Genomic DNA, 20,271 nt, shown 5'->3' with positions numbered 1-20,271 from the left:
TCTAGGCCTCCGGGGGTCCCCGATCGGCGCAGGGACGCCTCAGAGCAAATACGTCAGGAACCTTGTCCTATTTCATCCGGAGCGTGCGCTGCCGGTCCTCCTAGACTGTCCCCCGTGGACCGTGACGCCCACGACGCCCTCGACCCGGTCGGTCCGGGCCCGCGCAGCGCCGAACCGCGCTTCGTCGGCGCCCCGCGCCGGGCGCTGGTCGAGGGGCTGGCCGCCGTGGTCGAGGAGCTGCGGAGCGGCGGGCCGTCGCGCTGGGTGTCGCTGGAGGCGCCGTCGGGGTGGGGCAAGACCCGCGTCGCCCGGGAGCTGTACGCCTCGCTCGCGGCAGGGCAGCAGGATCCGGCGTACTGGCCACCGCACATCAGCGTCGACGGCGCCGTCGACGCGGCCGAGGTCTCGGCGCGGCGGAAGAAGGTCAACCCCGAGGTCACCCACGAGCCGGGAAGCCTCCCGTCCTACCTCTGGTGGGGCATCAGCTGCTCGTCGAGGCACGGCGTCGCCTCCATCGCCCTCGCCCAGGACATCGGCGTGCTCGAGGCGCACGGGCCCTACCTCGACGACGCCTGGCGCCGGTTGCCGCGCACGGGCCGTGGCGCCGACGACGCCCGCGCATTCGCGCTCGCCGCGGCGGACGAAGGGGCGATGCACCTGGCCGACACCGTGGTGCAGGAGGCGCTCGGCGCCGCCGTGCCCGGGCTCGGCCTCGTGCGCTGGGTGGGCGAGTGGGCGTGGAGCAAGGGCCGCGACCGCGGCGAGCGTCGCACCCGCCTCGAGAGCACCGGGGCGGTCACCCCCCAGCACGACGACATCGGCGACCAGGTGGTCGCGATGCTCACCCGGCTCGCGCGCCCGGAGCTGCCGGCCGTGCTCGTGGTCGAGGACCTCCATGACGCCGACCCGCTGCTCGTCGACGTGCTGAGCCGTCTCGTCTCCTCCGACCGCGCGGTCCTCGTGGTCTCCACCGGCTGGCCCGGCCACCTGACCGAGGTCCCGGAGGTCGCCGCGGCGTGGGCCGACCTGGGCGAGCACCTCGTCCGGGTCTCCAGCGAGGACGGCACACCGCTGCCCTCCCCCTTCCCCGCGGGAGCAGGACTCGACCCGCTCGGCGGGGAGGACCTGTCGGCCATCCTTCGCCACTACTACCCCCGGGTGGACGGCGCCACCGAGCGGCTCGTCGTGGACCGCTACGCCAACCCCCTCGCCCTCGAGCTGTTCTGCCAGATCGACCGGGTCCGGCGCCGCTTCCGCGACCGGGAGCTGCGCCTCACGGCCGCCGACATCGACCACCTGCCCGCCACGGTGCGTGGCCTCTACCGCCAGCACTGGATCGAGCTTCCCGAGTCGGTGCGCCACGCGCTCGCGGTCGCGACCCTGGGCATACCGGTCGTGCTCGAGCCCGACACCGGGCGCTCGCCGCTGTGGAACCAGGACCTCATGGTCGAGGCCCTGCAGGCCCTGGAGCTGCCGGACGCCGCCGAGGTCGCCGACTCCCTGGAGGCGGCCTCGACGTCGTACGCCTGGGCGCGCGCCGTCACCGACACGCTGCGCCGGTTCTCCGAGCCCGACCAGCTGCAGGTCGCCGTCGAGGACCAGCGGTCCTACCTCTTCGAGGACGAGATCCGCGTCGTGAAGAACCTCCTGGCGGCACGGCTCGCCGGCTCGGTCGCCGCCGAGCCCGACGTCGATCAGCGCGAGCACGCGGCCCGGCTCCTGCTGGCCCTCGAGGCGGAGGGATTCGTCGACGACCCCGGCGTCCTGGCCTCGGCCACCCTGGCGCTGCTCGACCTGCTGCGCGCCGACCCGCGTGAGCTGCGCGAACGGGTCCGGGTCGCGCAGACCGCGCTCTCCCGCCTCGACCCTCTGTCGGACGACGGCCTGCACGTGCGCCGGGAGCTCGGCCACGCGCAGCGCCTGCTCGGGCGCCAGGCCGACGCCGAGCAGACCCTCGACTCCCTCGTCGCCGACCTGGGGCGGACCCGGCCGGCCGACGACCCCGACCTGCTCGACGCGCGCTTCCAGCTCTTCGCCAACCTGGGCACCGGTCGCCTGGGACCGCGGCTCGAGGACCTGGAGCAGCTCGAGCGCGCCACGGCCGCGAGGCACGGCGAGGTCGACCCGCGCACGCTGCGGACGGCCAACCTCACAACGATCGCCCTGAGCGAACGGGGCCAGGTGCACCAGGCGGTGACCGCCCGCCGCGACCTGGTCCGCCGGGCGGAGGCTGCCCTCGGCCCGGACGACGAGGCCACGCTGCTGCTGCGGGCCAACCTGGCCTACGACCTGCGCGAGGCCGGGTCGCGCGAGGAGGCGCGCGCGCTCACCGCGGTCGTGCTGGAGGGGCGCTCGCGGGCGTTGGGGCCGCTGCACCCGGACACGCTGTGGAGCCGGCGCCAGGTGCTGTCGGACGTCGTCTCGGGCGGCCGGTTCACCGAGGCGGCCGAGGCATACCAGGCGCTGTGCCGGGAGGTGGACGACGGGGTCGGCCCGTTCCACCCCGAGGCGCTCTGGGCCCTCGACGGGTATGCCGACATGCTCGCCGACATCGGGCGGGGCGGGGAGGCGCTCCGGGTCCGGGACGAGCTGGTCCGGCGCAGCGAGCTCGGCGCGGGACGGGAGGGGGCGGCGACCCTGCGGGCGCGGCGCGACCGGGCCGCGCTCCTGGCGGCGCAGGGCCGGTCCGGAGAAGCGCGGACCGAGTACGACCAGGTCGCCGGCGACCTGGCACGCGTCCTCGGGCCCCACGACGCCCTCACCCTGGACGCCCGGAGGGCGGTCGCCCAGCTCGTGGCCGAGACCGAGGGCCCGCACGCGGGCGCGCCCGAGCAGCGGCGCGTCGCCGAGGAGGCCGCCGCGGCGCTGGGCCGTGGTCACTGGCTCGCGGTGCGGGCGACCCGCGAGGCCGCCGTCAGCGTCGCGACCGCGGCCGGACCGGACGCCGCCGTCGCGATCCTGCAGCAGCTGCTCGACGGCCAGTGGGCGACCGCGACCGCGGACCCCGCCGCCGTGGCGTCGACGGTGGCCGAGCTCGCCTTCGCCCACCGCTCGGCCGGGCGCCACGTGGTCGCGCTGGCCCTTGTCGAGGACGAGATCGCCCGGCTCACGGGGGTGCTCGGACCTGCCTCGTCACCCGTCGTCCAGCTGCGCAGCGAGCGCGCCCTGACGCTGCACCTCGCGGGGCGGAGCGAGGAGGCGGTCACGGCCTTCCTCGACGCGCTCCAGGATCTCCAGGAGGCCCGCAGCGACAGCGACCCCCAGGTGCTCTGGCTGAGGACCTCCCTCGGCGACGTGCTCTCCGAGTCCGGGCATGCGGGCGAGGCGGTGCTCCTGCTGCAACAGACCTACGACGCCGCCGGGTCCGGGCTCGGGGCCGCGCACCAGGCGACACTGCGGGCCGGCACCCGCCTCATGTGGGCCATGCAGCGTGCGCCCGGGACCGGCTCGGCGGCCTTCGACCTCGGCCTACGCCTGGCCGGCCCGGTGCGCGCCGCCTACGGCCCGCGCAGCCCCGTCTACGAGGCGCTCCTGGCGGCCCTCGCCAACAGCGCCGTCGGTGCCGTCGAGGGCGAGGAGGGCGGCGAGGCCACGGCGGACCGCGTCGCCCCGGTGGCGCCCTACCTCGAGGAGTACGTCTCGCTCGTCGAGGCGAACCCCTCCTCGCGTCCCTACGACCTGGGGTATGCCCGGCTCCGGCTCGGCTACATCCGCCTCTTCGCCGGCGATCCCCGGTGCGTGGAGGACCTCGTGCAGGCCGTCCCCGGGCTCGAGCAGGCCCCCGGGGGCGACACCACCGAGCTCGACGCGTGCCGGCGGCTCGTCGAGATCGCCCGCAACGCCTACGGCTCGGACTGACGCGGCCCCCGCGTCAAGCTCCGGTCAGCGGCCGGCGGCCACCGCGTAGTGGAGCGCGACGACCCCGCCGCTGAGGTTGCGCCAGCGCACCTGCTCCCAGCCCGCCGACCGGACCTGCTGCGCCAGCGCGCGCTGGTCGGGCCAGGCGCGGATCGACTCGGCGAGGTAGACGTAGCTCTCCGGGTTGGAGCTGACGCGGCGGGCCACGCGGGGCAGGGCGCGCATGAGGTAGTTGTTGTAGACGGTGGAGAAGACCGGCACGACCGGCTGGCTGAACTCGCAGACGACGAGCCGGCCACCCGGGCGGACCACACGGAGGAACTCGCGCAGGGCCGCGTCGACGTCGGCGACGTTGCGCAGCCCGAAGCTCATCGTCACGACGTCGAAGGAGTCGTCGGCGAAGGGCAGCCGCATCGCGTCGGCCGCGGTGAAGGGCAGGTCGGGACGACGGCGGTAGCCCTCGGTGAGCATGCCCAGGGAGAAGTCCGCGGGCACCACCTGGACGCCGCGGTCCGCATACGGCTCGCTCGAGGTGCCGGTGCCCGCGGCGATGTCGAGGACCCGGTCCCCCTCGGTCGCGTCGACCGCCGTGACGACCGCGCGCCGCCAGAGGTGGTCCATGCCGCCGCTGAGCACGGTGTTGGTGAGGTCGTAGCGCCGGGCCACGCCGTCGAACATCCGGGCCACCTCGTGCGGCTGCTTGTCGAGGTCGGCGCGTGTCGGGCTCATGCGGGCCATCTTCCCATCACGTCCTACAGTGGTCGGCTGTGGCTGTGACCCGCACCATCCCCCGCCTGCGCGCCCGCACCCTCGCGGTCGACGCCCCGGGCGACCTGCTCACCCGGGTGCCCGACGAGGTCGACCCGCGCGAGGTCGCGGCCTGGCTGCGCGAGGGCGACGGCCTGGTCGGCTGGGGCCGGGTGGCCGAGATCACCACCACCGGCCCGGACCGGTTCGGCGAGGCCGAGGCCTGGTGGACCGAGGTCCGCGCCGCCGCCGAGGTCGAGGACGAGGTCCGCCTGCCCGGCACCGGGCTCGTGACCTTCGGCTCCTTCACCTTCTCCCCCGACTCGCAGGACGCCAGCGTGCTGACGATCCCGCGCATCGTCATCGGACGCCGCGACGGTCTCTCCTGGGTCACCCAGGTGGTGGCCGGCGACGAGCCGTGGCCGGTCGAGCACCCGGCCGAGCTGCTGGGCCGGACCAACGCCGACATCGCGGTGCTCGACCCGCTGACCGAGTCCGAGGGGTCGGTGGGCGCCGACGCCTGGCCCGGGGTGGTCGCGGCGGCGGTGCGCCGGATCGGCCGGGGCGAGGTGGACAAGGTCGTGCTGGCCCGCGACGTCCGGGTGCGGCACCGGGAGGGGCGGGCCGTGCGGATCGCCCCGGTCCTGGAGCGCCTGCAGAGCAGGTATGCCGCCACCTGGACCTTCGCCGTGGCGGGCCTGGTGGGCGCCACCCCGGAGATGCTCGTCCGGCTGCAGGGCGGCAGGGTGCGCTCCCGCGTGCTGGCCGGCACGATCCGCCGGCCCAACGGCATACCCGCTCACGACACCGCAGTCCCCGGCGCGGGCGACCGGGCCCACCCGATGGACCCGCGGCTGCGGCTGGTGAGCAGCACCAAGGACCTCGACGAGCACGCCTTCGCGGTGCGCTCCGTCGCCGAGGCGCTGGCCCCGCACTGCAGCGACCTCATGGTGCCCGACGCGCCCTACGTGCTCGAGCTGCCCGACGTCTACCACCTGGCCAGCGACCTCACCGGCACGATGCACAGCGAGGCGACCTCGCTGCGGCTGGCCGCGGCGCTGCACCCCTCGGCCGCCGTCTGCGGCACGCCCACGGAGGCCGCGGCCGCGGTCATCGGGGAGCTCGAGGGCATGGACCGCGGCCGGTACGCCGGTCCGGTCGGCTGGATGGACGGCTCCGGCGACGGCGACTGGGGCATCGCGCTGCGCTGCGGCGAGCTCGCCGACGACCGGCACTCGATGCGGATCTTCGCCGGGGGCGGCATCGTCGCGGCCTCCGACCCCGCCGCCGAGCTGGCCGAGACCGAGGTCAAGCTCACCGCCATGCGCCACGCCCTCGGCCTCGCCGACGCCTGATCCCTGGCTCTCAACGCCCGGGGGCGCCGCCGATCCAGTAGCGGCGTTTGGGCATGCCGCCGCCAGGCCGGGCGCGCACGTCCTCCAGGACACCCCCGCAGCGCTCGATGGTCGCAGCCGACGCGAGGTTGTCGTCGTCGCAGGTCACGAGCACCTGCTCGACCCCGAGGCCGCGCAGCCGCTCCACCGACAGCCGCAGGATCTGGGTGGCGTGGCCGCGGCGGCGGAACTCGGGGGCGACGGCATACCCCACGTGGCCGCCGACCTCGCGCAGGAACGGCGAGAGCTCGTGCCGGATCGACACCCGCCCGACCGGTATGCCCTCGGCCGCCGCCACGAGGAAGTCCGCCCGCACGCGGCCCGGCAGCAGGTCGCGACCCTCGGACTCCGCCTGCACCTGGGCCAGGATCTGCGCCCACGGCCCCTCGGCCAGCAGGAAGTCGAAGGACTCGGCGGCCAGCTGCTCGTGCATCCGGCGCAGCGCAGGCTCGTCCTGCACGGTGGGCGGTCGCAGGGTGAGCATCAGCCCAGGATGGCGGCCGACCGGCGGTCCCGGCCAGCGCTTTTCTCCCGCATCACCGGCGACAGCACGACGAGCAGCCCGAGGAAGCCGACGACGAGGAAGAGGGCGCGGTCGAGCCCGACGGCCTCGGCGAGCACGCCGATCGTCGGGGCGCCGAAGAGGAAGGCGCCGTAGGCGATGGTCGACACCGAGGTGATCGCCCGGTTGCCCCGGCCCGGCACCTCCCCCGCGGCGGAGATCGCCGCCGGGAAGATCGTGGCCACCCCGAGGCCCCACAGGAGGCCGCCGACGAGCGCCAGCGCGAGCGAGCCGGTGAGCGTCACCAGCAGGATGGCTGCGCCGGCCAGCACCGCCCCGGCCCGGACCACGCCGGCCCGACCGAAACGGTCGATCGCCGGGCCACCGGCCAGCCGCCCGATCATCATCGTGAGGTTGAAGGCGGTGAGGGCGAGCGCTCCGAAGGCCGCCGGGGCGCCGTGGACGTCCACGAGCAGCAGCGCGAGCCAGTCGTTGGCCGACCCCTCGGCCAGGGCCCCGGCCAGGCAGATCACCCCGATGGCGATCTCGACCCGGGTGATCCCGCGGCGGGCGACCGGCTCCTCCTTGTCCTCCTCCGGCCCCTCCTGGGTGACCTCCGGCACGAACCTGCTCGCGCCCCACACCCCGGCCACCGCCGCCACCGCGGCGAGCACAGGGAGCTGCCCGAGCCCGATCCCGAGGTAGGCGGCCAGCGCGCCCGAGCCAGCGCCGAGCACGGCACCGGCGGAGTAGGCGGCGTGGAAGGAGGGCATGAGCGAGCGGCCCCGGACCTGCTCGACGTGGGTCCCCTGGATGTTCATCGTCACGTCCCACATCCCGAGGCTCATCCCGGTGAGCAGGAGGATGCCGAGCAGCACCGGGACCGAGGGCGCGACCGCGACGAGCCCCCAGCTGGCGCAGCCGAGCAGCACGGTGGCGATCACGACGCGGCGCGACCCGAAACGGTCGACCGCCCGGCCGGTGAACGGCATCGCGAGCAGCGAGCCCAGCCCCATCCCCATGAGCACCAGGCCGAGCTGCGCCGTGTCGGCGCCGAGGTGGTCGCGCACCGCGGGGACCCGGGCGAGGGCCTGGCCGAGGACATACCCGGAGCTGGCGAAGACCACGAGCACGGCGAGCACGGACCCGCGCACGTCCCGCTGCACCTGCTGTCCTCCGCTCCGGAAAATCCCCCGACACGCCAGCCTAGATGGTCCAGACTGGCCCGGTGCCCACCGAGTTCACCTTCACCGACCTGACCACCGACGACCTGGCGCGGATCCGCGACCTCACCGAGACGGTGTGGTTCAGCGTCACGCCCGGCAAGTCGCTCGAGGAGCTGGACGACGAGGTCGACCTGCGGCACGCGCGCGGCCTGGTCCGGGCCGGCGGCGCGCTCCCGGGCGAGGTGGAGGAGGGTGAGGCCACGCCGCTCATGGCCTTCTACAGCGCCTTCGACATGGGTCTCACCGTGCCCGCCGCGGCCGGCGCCCTGACCCGGGTGCCGATGGACGGCCTGACCTTCGTCAGCGTCCACCCGGACGCCCGGCGCCGCGGCGTCCTGCGGGCGATGATGACCGACCACCTGCACCGGGTCCACGATCGGGGCGAGAGTGCCCTGGCCGGGCTGCACGCCTCGGAGACCGGGATCTACGGGCGCTTCGGCTACGGCTGCGCCTCGGTCGAGGCCAAGCTCACGCTGGGCCGCGGCACCGAGCTGAGGGCGCCCGCCGCGCTCGCGGCGCAGGCCGACGAGGTGGCGACGCACGTGGTGACCCTGGACTCCGAGGCCGCCCTCGCGGTGCTCCACGAGGCACACCTGGCGTGCGCCGCGACGGCGCTCGGCACGGTCACCCGACCGGAGGCCCTCGCCCAGCGCTGGTTCGCCTTCCGCGACCACCCGAAGGCCCGCGGCAGCGCCGAACCGCGGCGGCTGCTGCTCGCCCGGCGCGACGGGCAGGTCACCGGGTATGCCGTCTTCCGGCGCGAGAGCAAGTGGGACGACGGCTCACCGGCCGGCGAGGTCGGCGTGGCCGAGCTGGGCGCCACCGACGACGCCGGCCTGCTGGCGCTGGCTCGGCGCTTGGTGGACCTCGACCTCACCGCGAAGACCACGTTCTGGTCGCGCCCCGTCGACGACCCGGTCGCGTGGTGGACGGGCAGCCCCCGCGGTGCGGGGGCGCAGCTCTACGACGCCCTCTGGGTCCGGCTCGTCGACGTGCCCCGCGCACTGTCCGAGCGCGGCTACGCCGAGGGTGCGCCGCTGGAGACGGTGCTCGAGGTCACCGACGAGGTATGCCCGTGGAACGCCGGGCGCTGGCGGCTCCAGATCGACGCGGAGGGCCGGGCCGAGGTCGCCCGCACCGACGCGGAGCCGGACGTGGTGACGCCGGTGGGGGCGATGGGCGCGGCATACCTCGGCGGGCGGACGCTGCTCGCCCAGGTGCCCACCCTCGGGGTGACCGAACGCACGCCCGGCGCGGTTCGGGCGCTGTCGCGGGCGATGCGGGCCGACCGCGAGCCGGTGCCGGCGATCGGGTTCTGAGGCCCGGAGCGATGGTGGTGCAGGAACGGTGCGTCACATCCGTCGTCCGAGCGACGGATGTGACGCACCGTTTCCGCACCAGGGTCAGCGCAGCGCGTCCCGCAGCCGCCGGTGACCGGCCCGGTCGACGGGCACCTCGACCACGCGTATGCCCGTCGCCGGCTCGGCGAGGACCGCGCGCAGCTCCTCCAGCGAGCCGGCGAGGTGGTGGGGGACGTGGTGCGCGGCGCACAGGGCTGCGAGGTCGGTGCCGTGCGGGGTCCCGAAGACCCGCTCGGTGGCCGCGGCCCGTTCCGGGGTGTCGCTGCGCGCCGGCTCGCCGTACTCCAGCGTCGAGAAGATGCCGCCGCCGTCGTCGTTGACGACCACGAGGGTGAGGTCCGGGCGGGGCTCGCCCGGGCCGATGACCAGCCCGCCCGTGTCGTGCAGGAAGGTGAGGTCGCCCAGCAGGGCCGTCGTCCGCGCGCCGGTCGCGAGGGCCGCCCCGACCGCGGTCGAGACGGTCCCGTCGATGCCCGCCAGCCCGCGGTTGGCGACCACCCGGACCGGCTCCTGACCGCCGTCGAGCGCGAGCGCGACGTCGCGCGGCGGGTTGGAGGACCCCAGGACCAGCAGGTCGTCGGCCCCGAGCGAGCCCACGACGACGCGCGCGACACCCGGGCCGGTCACCGGCCCCTCCGCGATCGCCGACGTCACCGAGGGGGCGAGCGCCTCCCCGGCCCCGACCCAGGCGCGCACCCAGTCCTGCGCTCCCGCGTGGGGCTCCGGCGGCGAGGCGAGCGTGCCCGTCCCGTGCACCCGGCTCACGACGTGCCCCGGGTCGGTCCACGTCGCGCGCGCCGACACCTGCTCGACCACCACCCCGGGCAGCCGCCCCAGGGCGCCGAGCTCGCGGAAGAGGGTCAGCCGACCCACGGTGAGCACCCGGTCGGGCCGCAGCTCCTCGAGCCCGCCGCGCGCCACCCGGCCGGCGACGAGCACGCCGTGCGGCACCACGCCCGGACCGCCCGCCAGCACCCCGAAGGGCTCGGCGAGCACCGGCCACCCCGCCTCCCTCGCCCACCGCAGCGCGGCCCTCGTCTGCTCCGGGTCGGGCAGGTCGCCCAGGAGGACCACGGTCCGCTCCCCGCCCTCGACCGGCTCGCCGTCCGTCACGGTCGGCGCCTCGACCACCGTCCACGGCCGGCCCCCGGACCGCCCCGGCGGCGCCGCCTCGGTGCTGCCCAGGTCCGGCACCAGCGGGTCGCGCAGGGCGACGTTGACGTGGACCGGTCCCCCGTCTCCGCAGCGCCCGAGAGATGCGGCGAGCGCCCGGCATACCGTGCTCCGCCAGTGCGCCCCCGCCGCCTCGGTCACCGTGTCGGGCGCGGGCAGGTCGGTCTCCCACGCGAGCGCGCCCGCGAAGATCCCCGGCTGCACCGTCGTCTGGTTGGCGCCGGTCCCGCGCAGCTCGGCGGGCCGGTCGGCGGAGAGCACGACGAGGGGTATGCCGCTGTGGTGCGCCTCGAGCACGGCAGGGTGGAGGTTCGCCACGGCGGTGCCCGAGGTGGTCACCACCGGCACCGGCAGCCCGCTCCCCCGCGCGAGCCCGAGGGCCAGGAAGCCGGCCGAGCGCTCGTCGACGCGGACGTGCAGCCGCAGCCGCCCCTCGCGGTCGGCCTCGGCCAGCGCGTAGGCCAGCGGCGCGGACCGCGAGCCGGGCGCGAGCACGGCCTCGCGCACCCCGCCACGGACCAGCTCGTCGACGAGGACGGTGGCCAGCGCGGTCGAGGGGTGCACGCCCCGATGGTCCCACGGGGCGTGCTCGCTGCCGCCGATGCCTCGGATCACCGCGATCCGGCCTAGAGTTGGGGCTCATGGCCTCGAACTTCGACATCGAGCGCAAGGACGCCGTGCCGCCCCTGGTCCTCGCGATCGACGTGGGATCCACCGCGACCCGGGGGATGATCTACGACGCGCACGGCCGCCCGGTCGGCAAACGGGCCAAGGTGGCGCACTCCTTCACCATCGCCGCCGACGGCACCTCCGAGATCGACCCCGCCCAGGTCCTGGAGGAGGTCCGCGGCATCGTCGGGGACCTGCTCGGCACGCTCAAGGACGAGCAGGTCGCCGGGGTCGCGCTCGACACCTTCGCCTCCTCCCTCGTCGTCGTGGACGGCGACGGCGCGGCGCTGACCCCCTGCTTCACGTATGCCGACGGCCGGTGCGCGGCGCAGGTCACCGAGCTGCGCGAGGAGCTCTCCGAGGAGAACCTGCAGCAGCGCACCGGGACGCGGGTGCACTCGAGCTACTGGCCGGCGCGGCTGCGCTGGCTGGCGGCGGAGCGGCCGGAGGTCATGGAGCAGGCGGCCACCTTCCTCTCCCTCGGCGACTACCTCATGCTCCACCTCACCGGGACGCTGGCAACCGGCACCTCGACGGCGTCGTGGACCGGCCTCGTGGACCGGCATACCGCGCAGTGGTATGCCGAGCTCGTCGAGATCAGCGGCATCTCCCTCGACCAGCTCCCCCCGATCCACCACCTGGACCAGCCGGTCGAGGTCGCCGAGGAGCACGCGGCGCGGATCGCGCAGGAGTGGCCGGCGCTGTCCGAGGCGCAGTGGCACGCCCCGATCACGGACGGCCTGGCCGCCAACGTCGGCCTGGGGGCGCACGACGAGACCGCGATCGGGGCCTCCTGCGCCACCTCCGGCGCCGTGCGCGTCCTCGTGCGGGAGATGCCCGAGACGCTGCCGCCCGGGCTGTGGTGCTACCGCGTCTCGCACGACCGGTCGCTCATCGGCGGCGCCCTCAACGACGTGGGGCGGGCCCTCGCCTGGGCCGACGTCACGCTGGCGGTCGACGACGTCGGCCCCGAGGCGCTGGCCGAGGCGCTGCGGGCCGAGCCGCACGAGACCACCCCGCTGGTCCTGCCCTTCTTCACCGGCGAGCGCAGCACCGGGTGGGCCTCCGACGCCCGGGCGGTGGTCGTGGGCGTCACCGCGGCCTCGGCGCCGGCCGAGGTCTATCGCGGCGTGGCCGAGGGGATCGCCCTGTCCTACGCCCGCATCGCCAAGCAGCTGCGCGAGGTGGCCCCGCAGCCGGAGAAGCTCTACGCCGGCGGGGGCGTGGCCACGAACCGGCCCGAGCTCATGCAGATCATGGCCGACGCGATGCGGACGCCGGTCACGCCGGTGAAGCTCAAGCGCACCACCCTGCACGGCACCGCGCTGCTCGCGCTGGAGAGCCTCGCCCCGGACGTGCGGCGGGCCAAGCCGGAGCGGGGCGAGACTTTGTCCCCCGACTACGCCCGACGGCCCTACTACAGCGAGCGCTTCGGCCGGTTCGAGCTCGTCTACGAGGCGCTCTTTGACTGACCGGTCCGCCCGCTCGCTCGCCGACGACCTCCGGGCCCGGACCGACGACGAGCTCGCGGCGCTGCTGCAGCACCGGCCGGACCTCGCCCGCCCGGCCCCGGCCGACGTCACCGCGCTCGCCGGCCGCGCCACGACCCGGACCAGCGTGCAGCGCGCGCTGGACGGGCTGGACCTCGCGCACCTGCAGGCGGTGGAGGCGCTGCTCGTGGCCGCCCCCGCCGCCCCGGCGGACCTCGCCGCGCTGCTGGGGACGGAGGGGGACACCGCCGCCCGGCTGCTGCAGGACCTGTCCGACCTCGCCCTGGCGTGGTCCTCGCCGGAGGGCCTGCGGCCGGCCCGCACCCTCGGGGAGGTCGTCGGCGTCCCGGCGGGGCTGGGGCCGGTCGGTGAGCGGGTCCCGGACACCGCGGAGCTGGACACCCTGCTGCACGGCCTGGACCCGCGTCAGCGCAGCCTGCTCGACGCGCTCACCTGGGGTCCGGCGCGCGGGGCGGTCGCGGTCGCGCCACCGGACGGCACCGCCTCCCCCGTCGCCAGGGCGGCCGCCGAGCTGGTCGCCGCCGGTCTGCTGGAGCGCGAGGACGAGGGCCATGTGGTGCTCCCGCGCCAGGTCGCGCTGGCGCTGCGCGGCGGGCGGCTGCACCAGCACCCGGCACCCGATCCCCCGGTGCTCGAGCACGTCACGCTCGACCCGGACGTCGTCGACGCCGCCGCGGGGGGCCGCGCTGCCGAGCTCGTCGTGCAGGTCACCGAGATCCTCGAGGAGTGGGGCGCCCGGCCGCCGCGCGTGCTGCGCTCCGGCGGGGTCGCGGTCCGCGACCTCTCCCGGCTCGCCGCGCACCTGGAGGCCTCCCCCGAGGAGACCGCCTGGCTGCTCGAGACCACGCACGCCGCCGGGCTGCTGGCCGTGGACGACGGCGGCCGCCGCCAGGAGCAGCCCTCGCAGTGGGCCCCGACCCCGGCCGCGGACGACTGGCTCGAGGACCGCGCCGGGGCCCGCTGGGCCGCCCTGGCGAGTGCGTGGTGGGCTTCCTCGGCCGCGGCCGACCTGGTCGGGACCACGGACGGCGGCCGGGTCAACGCGCTGTCGACCGCGACGTCATACCCCCTCGGGCGCCAGCGCCGGCAGGACACCCTGCGGGCCCTCGCCACCCTGCCCCCCGGCGCCGTGGGCGAGGAGGACGGGCTGACCGAGCTGCTGCGCTGGCGGCACCCGCTGCGCTCGGCGCGGCACGCCGGCGACACCCACGCCGACCTGCGGACCGTGCTGCGCGAGGCGGAGTGGGCCGGGGTGACCGGGCGCGGGGCGCTGAGCGGACCCGGCCGCGCCGTCGTCGCCGGGGAGACCGACGACGCAGCGACCGCCGCCGAGCTCATGGAGCCGCTGGTCCCGCCCGCGGTGGACCACGTGCTGCTGCAGGCCGACCTCACCGCGATCGCCCCGGGCCGGCTGGACGGCCCGGCCCGCACCCTCATGCGGCTGGTGAGCGACGTGGAGTCGCGCGGCGGCGCGACCGTGCACCGGTTCGGCGAGGAGAGCGTGCGCCGTGCGCTGGACCTGGGCTGGACCGCGGACCGCGTGCTGGAGGAGCTGGCCGCGGTCTCCCGTACCGGCGTCCCGCAGCCGCTGGACTACCTCGTGCGCGACGTGGCCCGACGGCACGGCGTCGCGCGGGTCGGCGCCTGCTCGGCCTACCTGCGCTGCGACGACGCCGCGCTGCTGGACCGGATCGAGCACGACCGCGCGCTCGGGATGCTGCAGTGGCGGCGCATCGCCCCGACCGTGCTCGTCTCCCCCGTGCCCGCCCCGACGGTGATGGACCTGCTGCGCGAGGAGCAGTACGGCCCGGTCGCCGACGGCGGCGACGGCGGCCTCGAGCTGGCCACGGCGCGGCGGTACCGGGCGACCGCGGCGGCAGCTCCCTCGGTGCGCACGAGCGGCGTCGACGAGGTCGTGGCCCGGCAGGTGGTCGGGGTCATGCGCCGCGGCGAGGCCGCCGCCGGCGCCCACCGCGACGACGGCGGCGCGGTCACCGACCCGGTCGTGGTCGGCGCCGCGCTGCGCGAGGCCGCGGTGGACGGCCAGGCGCTCTGGATCGGGTATGCCGACGACGCCGGCGGCGTGGCCACCCACCTCGTGCGGCCGCTGGCCGTGGAGGCGGGCCGGGTGCGCGCGAGCCTCGGCGACGCCGACCAGGTGCGGACCTTCCTGCTGCACCGGATCACGAAGGTGCGCCCGGCACGGTGACCGGCAGCGGGACCCGGGGCGCGGTGAGCGCCCCACGTGCAGGGGCGACGGCATACCCCGACGGGCGGGGCGAGGTCCCAGGGGCCGGGGCGGACCCGGTGCCGGACCACCCTATCCTCGACGCGCAGCACCGGCCCGAGCTGCACGGCCTGCGCGGGCTCGCGATCGTCCTGGTCGTCCTCTTCCACGTCTTCGGCGACGGGCGGGTCTCGGGAGGGATCGACGTCTTCCTGGCGATCTCGGGCTTCCTCTTCACCGGGATGCTGGCGCGGGAGGCGGTCCGCAGCGGAGGCGCCGTCCATGTCGGTCGCTACCTCGGCCGGATCGTCCGCCGCCTCCTGCCCGCCGCCGTGCTCGTCCTGGCCGCCACCTGGGTCGCCGGGCGTCTCCTGCTCCCGGAGACCCGTTGGGTGCAGCTGGGGCGCGAGCTGCTGGCGAGCCTGACCTACCGGGAGAACTGGGAGCTCATCGACTCCCAGCTCGGCTACGGCGCGGCCGGTGCGTCCACCAGCCCGGTCCAGCACTTCTGGTCGATGTCGGTCCAGGGCCAGTTCTACCTGCTGTGGCTGCTGGTCGTCGTGGCCGCCGTCCTGCTCGCGCGGGTGCTGCGGCGTAGGGTGTGGCCGGTGCTGCTCGGTGTGGTGGCGGCGGTGACGGTCGGCTCGTTGGCCTGGGCGACGTCGCTGCACCTGGCCGACCAGCAGGTCGCCTACCTGCACACCGGTGCGCGGTTGTGGGAGCCGGCCCTGGGCGGCGTGCTGGCCCTGCTCGCGCTGGAGCGCCGGGTGCCCCGCGCCGCGCGCCTCGTCTGCGGCTGGCTCGGGGTCGCGCTGGTCGCCAGCTCCGGGCTCGTGCTCGACGGGGCCGCCCTCTTCCCCGGCCCGGCGGCGCTGTGGCCGGTCGGGGGCTTCGCGCTGGTCATGGCCGCGGGCTCGACCGGCACCCGCTGGGGGGCCGACCGGTGGCTGTCCGGCCGGTGGCTCGCGTGGGCGGGCGACATCGCCTAGCCGCTGTTCCTCTGGCACTGGCCGATCGCGGTGTTCACGCTCGTCGTGACCGGGCGGGAGCGGCTGGGGCCGGTCGACGGGTCGTTGGTCATCGCCGTCTCCCTCGTCCTCGCGCACCTGACGCACGTGATCGTCGAGCGTCCGCTCACGGGGTCACCGGTGCAGCGGCCCTGGCGCGTCGTGCTCGTCGGTGCGCTCGTGGTGGCTCTCGGCGCCGTGCTGCTCACCACCTGGACGACGCGGCTGGTCCAGCAGCGCGAGGAAGCGCTGGTCCAGGCGGCCCGGTCCGGGCCGTCGCACCCCGGGGCGGCCGGCCTGCGGGAACCCGCCTTCGGCAACACCGGCGCCACGCCGGTGCCGGCCCTGTCCGCGGCGCCGCAGGACAACGCCGACGTCTACGACGAGGGCTGCATCCAGGGCCACGAGGACACCGAGGCCGCCTCGCGGGTCCTCGTCTGCGAGGGCACCTCCCCCGGTGCGGAGCGCACGCTGGTGCTCACCGGCGGGTCGCACATGGTGCACTACCTGCCGGCGCTGCAGCTCGTGGCGGAGCAGCAGGGGTGGAACATCGTGGTGATCAGCCGCTCCGGCTGCCACTTCAGCGCCAACCCCGGTGACTACCCGACCACGACCGACGCCGCGCCGACCGACAGCTGCGTGGCCTGGAACACCGAGGCCCTGGAGACCATCGAGGAGCTGGAGCCGGACGCGGTGCTCACCCTCGGGTCGACCACCCAGCCGGGCAGCGAGCAGGTCTCCCGCGGGTTCGTCGAGGTCTGGGAGGAGCTGGACGGCGCCCGCATCGACGTCATCGGCTTCCGCGACACCGCCCGCATGCCGCAGGACGTCCCGGGCTGCCTGGCCGAGCACGGTGACGACTTTGCCGCCTGCGGTATGCCGCGGGCGCAGGGCTATCGCGACGCCCCGCCCTGGTCGGGCCGCGAGGACGTGCCGGACAACGTGTCCTTCGTCGACCTCGTCGACGGCGTGTGCACCGACGAGACCTGTCCGGCGGTCGCGGGCGACGTGGTCGTCTACAGCGACGACGGCCACCTCACGGCCACCTACGTCCGCACGCTCGCACCCCGGCTCGACGCCCAGCTCCGCCTGGCCGCCCCACAGCTCTACCGCTGACTCGAGCCGTCCGCCTGAGCCCGCCGCTCCCCTGCCCCCTGCACGAATTCGACTACTGGTTTGTCCGCCATGGCGAGCAAACCAGTAGTCGAATTCCGGCAGCGGGGGTCGGAAGGGGCCGCCGGGTCAGAAGATGCGGACGCGCTCCTGCGGGGCCAGCCAGAGCTCGTCACCCTCCTGAGTGCCGAAGGCCTCATGGAAGGCGTCGACGTTGCGCACGGTGTTGGCCCGCAGGTCGGCCGGGGCGTGCGGGTCGACCGAGAGCAGCCGCCGGGCCTCCTCCTCCCGGGCCATGGTGCGCCACACCGAGCCCCAGCCGAGGAAGAACCGCTGGTCACCGGTCCACCCGTCGACCTCCGGCGCGGAGCCGTCGGTGGCGATGCGGTAGGCGAGGTGGGCCAGCTCCAGCCCGCACAGGTCGCCGATGTTCTCCCCGACGGTCAGGCCGCCGTTGACGGTCGCGGTGCCGCCGGGGATGTCGCGCGGGGACAGCGTGCCGAACTGCTCGATGAGCTGCTGGCTGCGCGCGTCGAAGGCCTCCCGGTCCGCCTCGGTCCACCAGTCGGTGAGCGAGCCGTCACCGGCATACCTGCTGCCCTGGTCGTCGAAGCCGTGCCCGATCTCGTGCGCGATGACCGCACCGATCCCGCCGTAGTTGGCCGCGTCGTCGGCGTCGACGTCGAAGAACGGCGGCTGCAGGATCGCGGCGGGGAAGACGATCTCGTTGAGCATCGGGTGGTAGTAGGCGTTGACCGTCTGCGGCGTCATGAGCCACTCGTCCTGGTCGATCGCGCCACCGATCTTGCCCAGCTCGCGGTCGGTCTCGAAGGCGGCGCCCCGGCGCACGTTGCCGACGAGGTCGCCCGCGTCGAGCTGGTATGCCGAGTAGTCGCGGAAGGTCGGCGGGTGGCCGATCTTGGGCCGGAAGGCCGCGAGCTTGTCCAGCGCGCGCTCCTGGGTCTGCTCGCCCATCCACTCCAGCTCGCCGATGCGCTGCTTGAAGGCCTCGGTGACGTTGGCGACGAGCTCGCCCATCCGCTCGCGGGCTGCGGGCGGGAAGTGCGCCTCGACGTAGAGCTCGCCCGCGGCCTCGCCGAGCAGCGCCTCGACCAGACCGACCCCGCGCTTCCACCGCTCCTTGTTGGCGGGCGTGCCGGACAGGGTGCGGCCGTGGAAGTCGAAGTGGGCCTCGACGAGCTCGTCGGTGAGGTAGGGCGCGAGCGAGTCGACGACCCGCACCGCCAGCCAGGCCTGCCAGTCGACGAGGGGCACGTCCTGCAGGGCCTGCCCGACCGCGGTGAGCACGTCGGGCTGGCGGGCGACGACCGCGTCGAGCGCGCCGTCGGGGGCGCCGAGCCCCTCGGCCCACGCGTCCCAGTCCCAGCCGGGGGTGCGCTCGGCCAGCTCGGCGCGGGTGAGGCGGGTGTAGCTCTTGACCGCGTCCCGGGCGGCGACCCGGTCCCAGTGGGCGGCGGCGATCCGCTCCTCGAGGGCATACACGCGCTCCACGGCGTCCTCACCGGTGACCTCGTCGAGGCCGGCCTCGGCGAGCGCAGGCCCGGCCAGCTCGAGCAGCTTCGCGAGGTAGGCGCGGTAGGCGTCGCGGACCGCGGCGTGCTCCTCGTCGGTGTAGTAGGCCTCGTCCGGCAGCCCGATGCCGCCCTGGTGCAGGTAGGCGATGTAGCTGTCCGGGTCACCGGCGTCGGCGGTGACCCAGATGTGCGCGAGCCCCTCGACGCCCTCGCGCTGCAGCCGGCCGGACAGCGCGGCGAGCCCGCTCGTGTCGGTGACCTGCGCGACCTGGCGCAGCGGCTCCACCAGCGGCGCGGTCCCCACCTGCGCGACCTGGTCGGCGTCCATGAAGCTGGCGTAGAGCGCCCCCACCTTGCCGGCCGGGGTGTCGAGCGCGGGCTGGCGCTGGGCGGCGGTCTCGATGAGCTCGCGGACCGCGGCCTCGGCGTTCTCGCGCAGCGTGTCGAAGGCGCCGTAGCGCGAGCGGTCGTCCGGGATCGTCGCGGACGCGAGCCAGCCCCCGTTGACGTGCGCGAAGAGGTCGTCCTGCGGTCGGACGTCGGTGTTCATGGTGTCGCGGTCGATCCCTGACTTCATGGCCCCACGGTATGCCGTCCCGCCGCCCGCCTCGCACCCAGCGATCTTGCCGTTGCGTCGGGTGCGGCGGGCCCTCGCGCGCAGGTGCGTCCACCACAGGCCGATGGTGATGAGGCTCCAGAGGCAGGCGCTCAGCAGATTCAGGAGGAGCAGGTCCGTGCCCCGCACCCATCCGACGAGGATGAGGATCCAGAAGATCGCCGCGAAGACGGGCGACGACCACAGCATCAGGCGCGCACCCTTCGCCTCAAACCGTGCGGCTGCCTCGCGCCGTTGCTCCTGCCGGGTCCCCGGGCGCCAGCTCCCATCCTCGCCCTTCGGCATACCGAGGGAGTATGCCAGCGCGGGCCGGGCATCTCCGGCCGCAGCGTCCACGTGAGTCTTCGGCCGCCGACACGCCCGGCGCGAACGGCTCAGGCGTTCATGTGCGCGGGTGAGCCGTTCCGGCCCGGGTGTGCGCGGGACGGAAGCGCCGAGCTCGCGTCAGGTGCGGCGGGCCTTCGCACGCAGGTGCGTCCACCAGGCGCCGAGCGCGAGGACGCTCCACCCACAGGCGATCAGCAGATAGAGGAGCAGGCCGTCCGCGCGCCAGGCGTCCCCCTGCGACCACCCCAAGAGGAAGGTGACCCAGCTGAGTGCAGCGAAGACTGGGAACGCCCACCTCATCAGGCGAACACCCTTGTCCTCACCGAGCGCGGCTGCCTCGCGTCGCTGGTCCTCACGGGTCCCCGGGCGCCAGCTCCCGTCCTCACCCATCGGCATACCGAGGGAGTATGCCAGCGCGGACCGGCCCCGCGGGCCTCCCTCAAAACAGGTCGGCGAGGGCGTCCGGGACGAGGCGGGGAAGGTCCACGCCGGTGGCGGGGCGCCACACCCCGACGTCGCTGGGGGCATCGAGCACGGGCCAGGGGCCGTGGCCGAGCATCGCCCGGTCGAGGAAGGTGGCCTCGTGGACCACGATGTACTCGTGCCCGGGGCGGCCGTTGAAGACGAAGATGTTCTCGACCACCCCGAGCCGCTCCCCCACCTCCAGCTCGGTGTCGAACTCCTCGCGGAACTCGCGCCGCAGCGCCTGCTCGGAGGTCTCGCCGAACTCGATCCCGCCGCCCGCGGGACGGTGCAGCGTCTCGTCGCGGGCCGGGTCGAGGTACTCGGTCACGAAGAGGGCGCCGGTCCCCGGGTGCCGGATGAGGGCCAGGCTGAGCACCCGGATCTGCGTGGGCGGAAGGTAGTCGCTGGCGCTCGCCCCGTCAGGCCTCTCCTCGATCACGAGCGAAGCGTAGACCGACCGGACGCAGCCGTCTCCCCGGTATGCCGACGCCCCGCCGCGTCAGCGCCGCGCACCTCGTCGCCGCAGGAGTAGCCTCGGCG

The 20,271-nt window shown here is 75.4% G+C and carries 14 protein-coding genes; 7 read left to right on the top strand and 7 right to left on the bottom strand.

Features of this window, described 5'->3' with window-relative positions; translation table 11 throughout:
• Nucleotides 1-114 precede the first annotated feature (114 nt).
• Nucleotides 115-3,858 carry a tetratricopeptide repeat protein gene (locus tag SGUI_RS14185; RefSeq protein ID WP_066641378.1) on the top strand — a complete coding sequence of 1,248 codons (3,744 nt, stop codon included), beginning with the start codon at nt 115-117 and terminating at the stop codon, nt 3,856-3,858.
• A gap of 24 nt (nt 3,859-3,882) precedes the next feature.
• Here SGUI_RS14185 and SGUI_RS14180 read toward each other — a convergent pair whose 3' ends face one another.
• Complete coding sequence (locus SGUI_RS14180; RefSeq protein ID WP_066643449.1) at nt 3,883-4,587, bottom strand: demethylmenaquinone methyltransferase; 705 nt, start codon at nt 4,585-4,587, stop codon at nt 3,883-3,885.
• Nucleotides 4,588-4,625: 38 nt separating this feature from the next.
• Here SGUI_RS14180 and SGUI_RS14175 point away from each other — a divergent pair, with 38 nt between their 5' ends.
• The gene (locus tag SGUI_RS14175) at nt 4,626-5,960 is read left to right on the top strand and encodes an isochorismate synthase (protein ID WP_237141373.1); all 1,335 of its coding nucleotides are present in this window, start codon (nt 4,626-4,628) and stop codon (nt 5,958-5,960) included.
• 10 nt (nt 5,961-5,970) lie between these two features.
• Here the strand turns inward: SGUI_RS14175 and SGUI_RS14170 are convergent, their stop codons facing one another.
• Together SGUI_RS14170 and SGUI_RS14165 are read right to left on the bottom strand one after the other, a co-directional pair.
• Nucleotides 5,971-6,483 (bottom strand): GNAT family N-acetyltransferase, encoded by a 513-nt coding sequence (locus SGUI_RS14170; protein ID WP_066641374.1) that lies wholly within the window; start codon nt 6,481-6,483, stop codon nt 5,971-5,973.
• Nucleotides 6,483-7,667, bottom strand: a complete 1,185-nt coding sequence (locus SGUI_RS14165) for an MFS transporter (protein WP_191090920.1) — start codon at nt 7,665-7,667, stop codon at nt 6,483-6,485. The genes SGUI_RS14170 and SGUI_RS14165 overlap by 1 nt, the downstream gene beginning before the upstream one ends.
• A 62-nt stretch (nt 7,668-7,729) precedes the next feature.
• Here SGUI_RS14165 and SGUI_RS14160 point away from each other — a divergent pair, with 62 nt between their 5' ends.
• Entirely contained in the window at nt 7,730-9,046 is a 1,317-nt protein-coding gene (locus SGUI_RS14160; RefSeq protein ID WP_066641372.1) for a GNAT family N-acetyltransferase, read from the top strand.
• Between the two features lie 84 nt (nt 9,047-9,130).
• On the opposite strand, the gene menD is transcribed toward SGUI_RS14160, so the two are convergent.
• The gene (menD, locus tag SGUI_RS14155; RefSeq protein ID WP_237141372.1) at nt 9,131-10,876 is read right to left on the bottom strand and encodes a 2-succinyl-5-enolpyruvyl-6-hydroxy-3-cyclohexene-1-carboxylic-acid synthase; all 1,746 of its coding nucleotides are present in this window, start codon (nt 10,874-10,876) and stop codon (nt 9,131-9,133) included.
• Nucleotides 10,877-10,902: 26 nt separating this feature from the next.
• Between menD and SGUI_RS14150 the strand changes: the two genes are divergently transcribed.
• Genes SGUI_RS14150 through SGUI_RS17205 form a run of 4 tightly spaced genes read left to right on the top strand, consistent with a single transcriptional unit; the run spans nt 10,903 to nt 16,791 of the window.
• Nucleotides 10,903-12,402, top strand: coding sequence for a gluconokinase (locus tag SGUI_RS14150; protein WP_066641370.1), 1,500 nt, complete (start codon nt 10,903-10,905; stop codon nt 12,400-12,402).
• A complete protein-coding gene (locus SGUI_RS14145; RefSeq protein WP_066641368.1) occupies nt 12,395-14,650 on the top strand; it encodes a helicase-associated domain-containing protein in 2,256 nt (751 codons plus the stop codon). The genes SGUI_RS14150 and SGUI_RS14145 overlap by 8 nt, the downstream gene beginning before the upstream one ends.
• Nucleotides 14,651-14,673: 23 nt before the next feature.
• Complete coding sequence (locus tag SGUI_RS17210) at nt 14,674-15,657, top strand: acyltransferase family protein (protein WP_191090919.1); 984 nt, start codon at nt 14,674-14,676, stop codon at nt 15,655-15,657.
• Nucleotides 15,658-15,687: 30 nt separating this feature from the next.
• Complete coding sequence (locus SGUI_RS17205) at nt 15,688-16,791, top strand: SGNH hydrolase domain-containing protein (protein ID WP_083190702.1); 1,104 nt, start codon at nt 15,688-15,690, stop codon at nt 16,789-16,791.
• Between the two features lie 126 nt (nt 16,792-16,917).
• On the opposite strand, the gene SGUI_RS14135 is transcribed toward SGUI_RS17205, so the two are convergent.
• From SGUI_RS14135 to SGUI_RS14125, 3 genes are all read right to left on the bottom strand, one after another.
• On the bottom strand, nt 16,918-18,900 hold the full coding sequence (locus tag SGUI_RS14135; RefSeq protein ID WP_066643444.1) for a M13 family metallopeptidase: 1,983 nt from the start codon (nt 18,898-18,900) through the stop codon (nt 16,918-16,920).
• Nucleotides 18,901-19,383: 483 nt separating this feature from the next.
• Nucleotides 19,384-19,662, bottom strand: coding sequence for a hypothetical protein (locus SGUI_RS14130; RefSeq protein WP_066641366.1), 279 nt, complete (start codon nt 19,660-19,662; stop codon nt 19,384-19,386).
• A gap of 43 nt (nt 19,663-19,705) precedes the next feature.
• Complete coding sequence (locus SGUI_RS14125) at nt 19,706-20,170, bottom strand: NUDIX domain-containing protein (protein WP_066641364.1); 465 nt, start codon at nt 20,168-20,170, stop codon at nt 19,706-19,708.
• Nucleotides 20,171-20,271: the final 101 nt, after the last annotated feature.

Origin of the sequence: Serinicoccus hydrothermalis, from assembly GCF_001685415.1 — a bacterium.
In the GTDB taxonomy this organism is placed as follows: Bacteria; Actinomycetota; Actinomycetes; order Actinomycetales; family Dermatophilaceae; genus Ornithinicoccus; species Ornithinicoccus hydrothermalis.
This window is presented reverse-complemented; position numbering and strand designations above follow the sequence as displayed.

Coding starts and splice junctions, on each gene's coding strand:
- SGUI_RS14170 (WP_066641374.1), bottom strand. CDS start 6,483: ATGCTCACCCTGCGACCGCCCACCGTGCAGGACGAGCCTGCGCTGCGC.
- SGUI_RS14135 (WP_066643444.1), bottom strand. CDS start 18,900: ATGAAGTCAGGGATCGACCGCGACACCATGAACACCGACGTCCGACCG.
- SGUI_RS14180 (WP_066643449.1), bottom strand. CDS start 4,587: ATGAGCCCGACACGCGCCGACCTCGACAAGCAGCCGCACGAGGTGGCC.
- SGUI_RS14150 (WP_066641370.1), top strand. CDS start 10,903: ATGGCCTCGAACTTCGACATCGAGCGCAAGGACGCCGTGCCGCCCCTG.
- SGUI_RS14130 (WP_066641366.1), bottom strand. CDS start 19,662: ATGCCGATGGGTGAGGACGGGAGCTGGCGCCCGGGGACCCGTGAGGAC.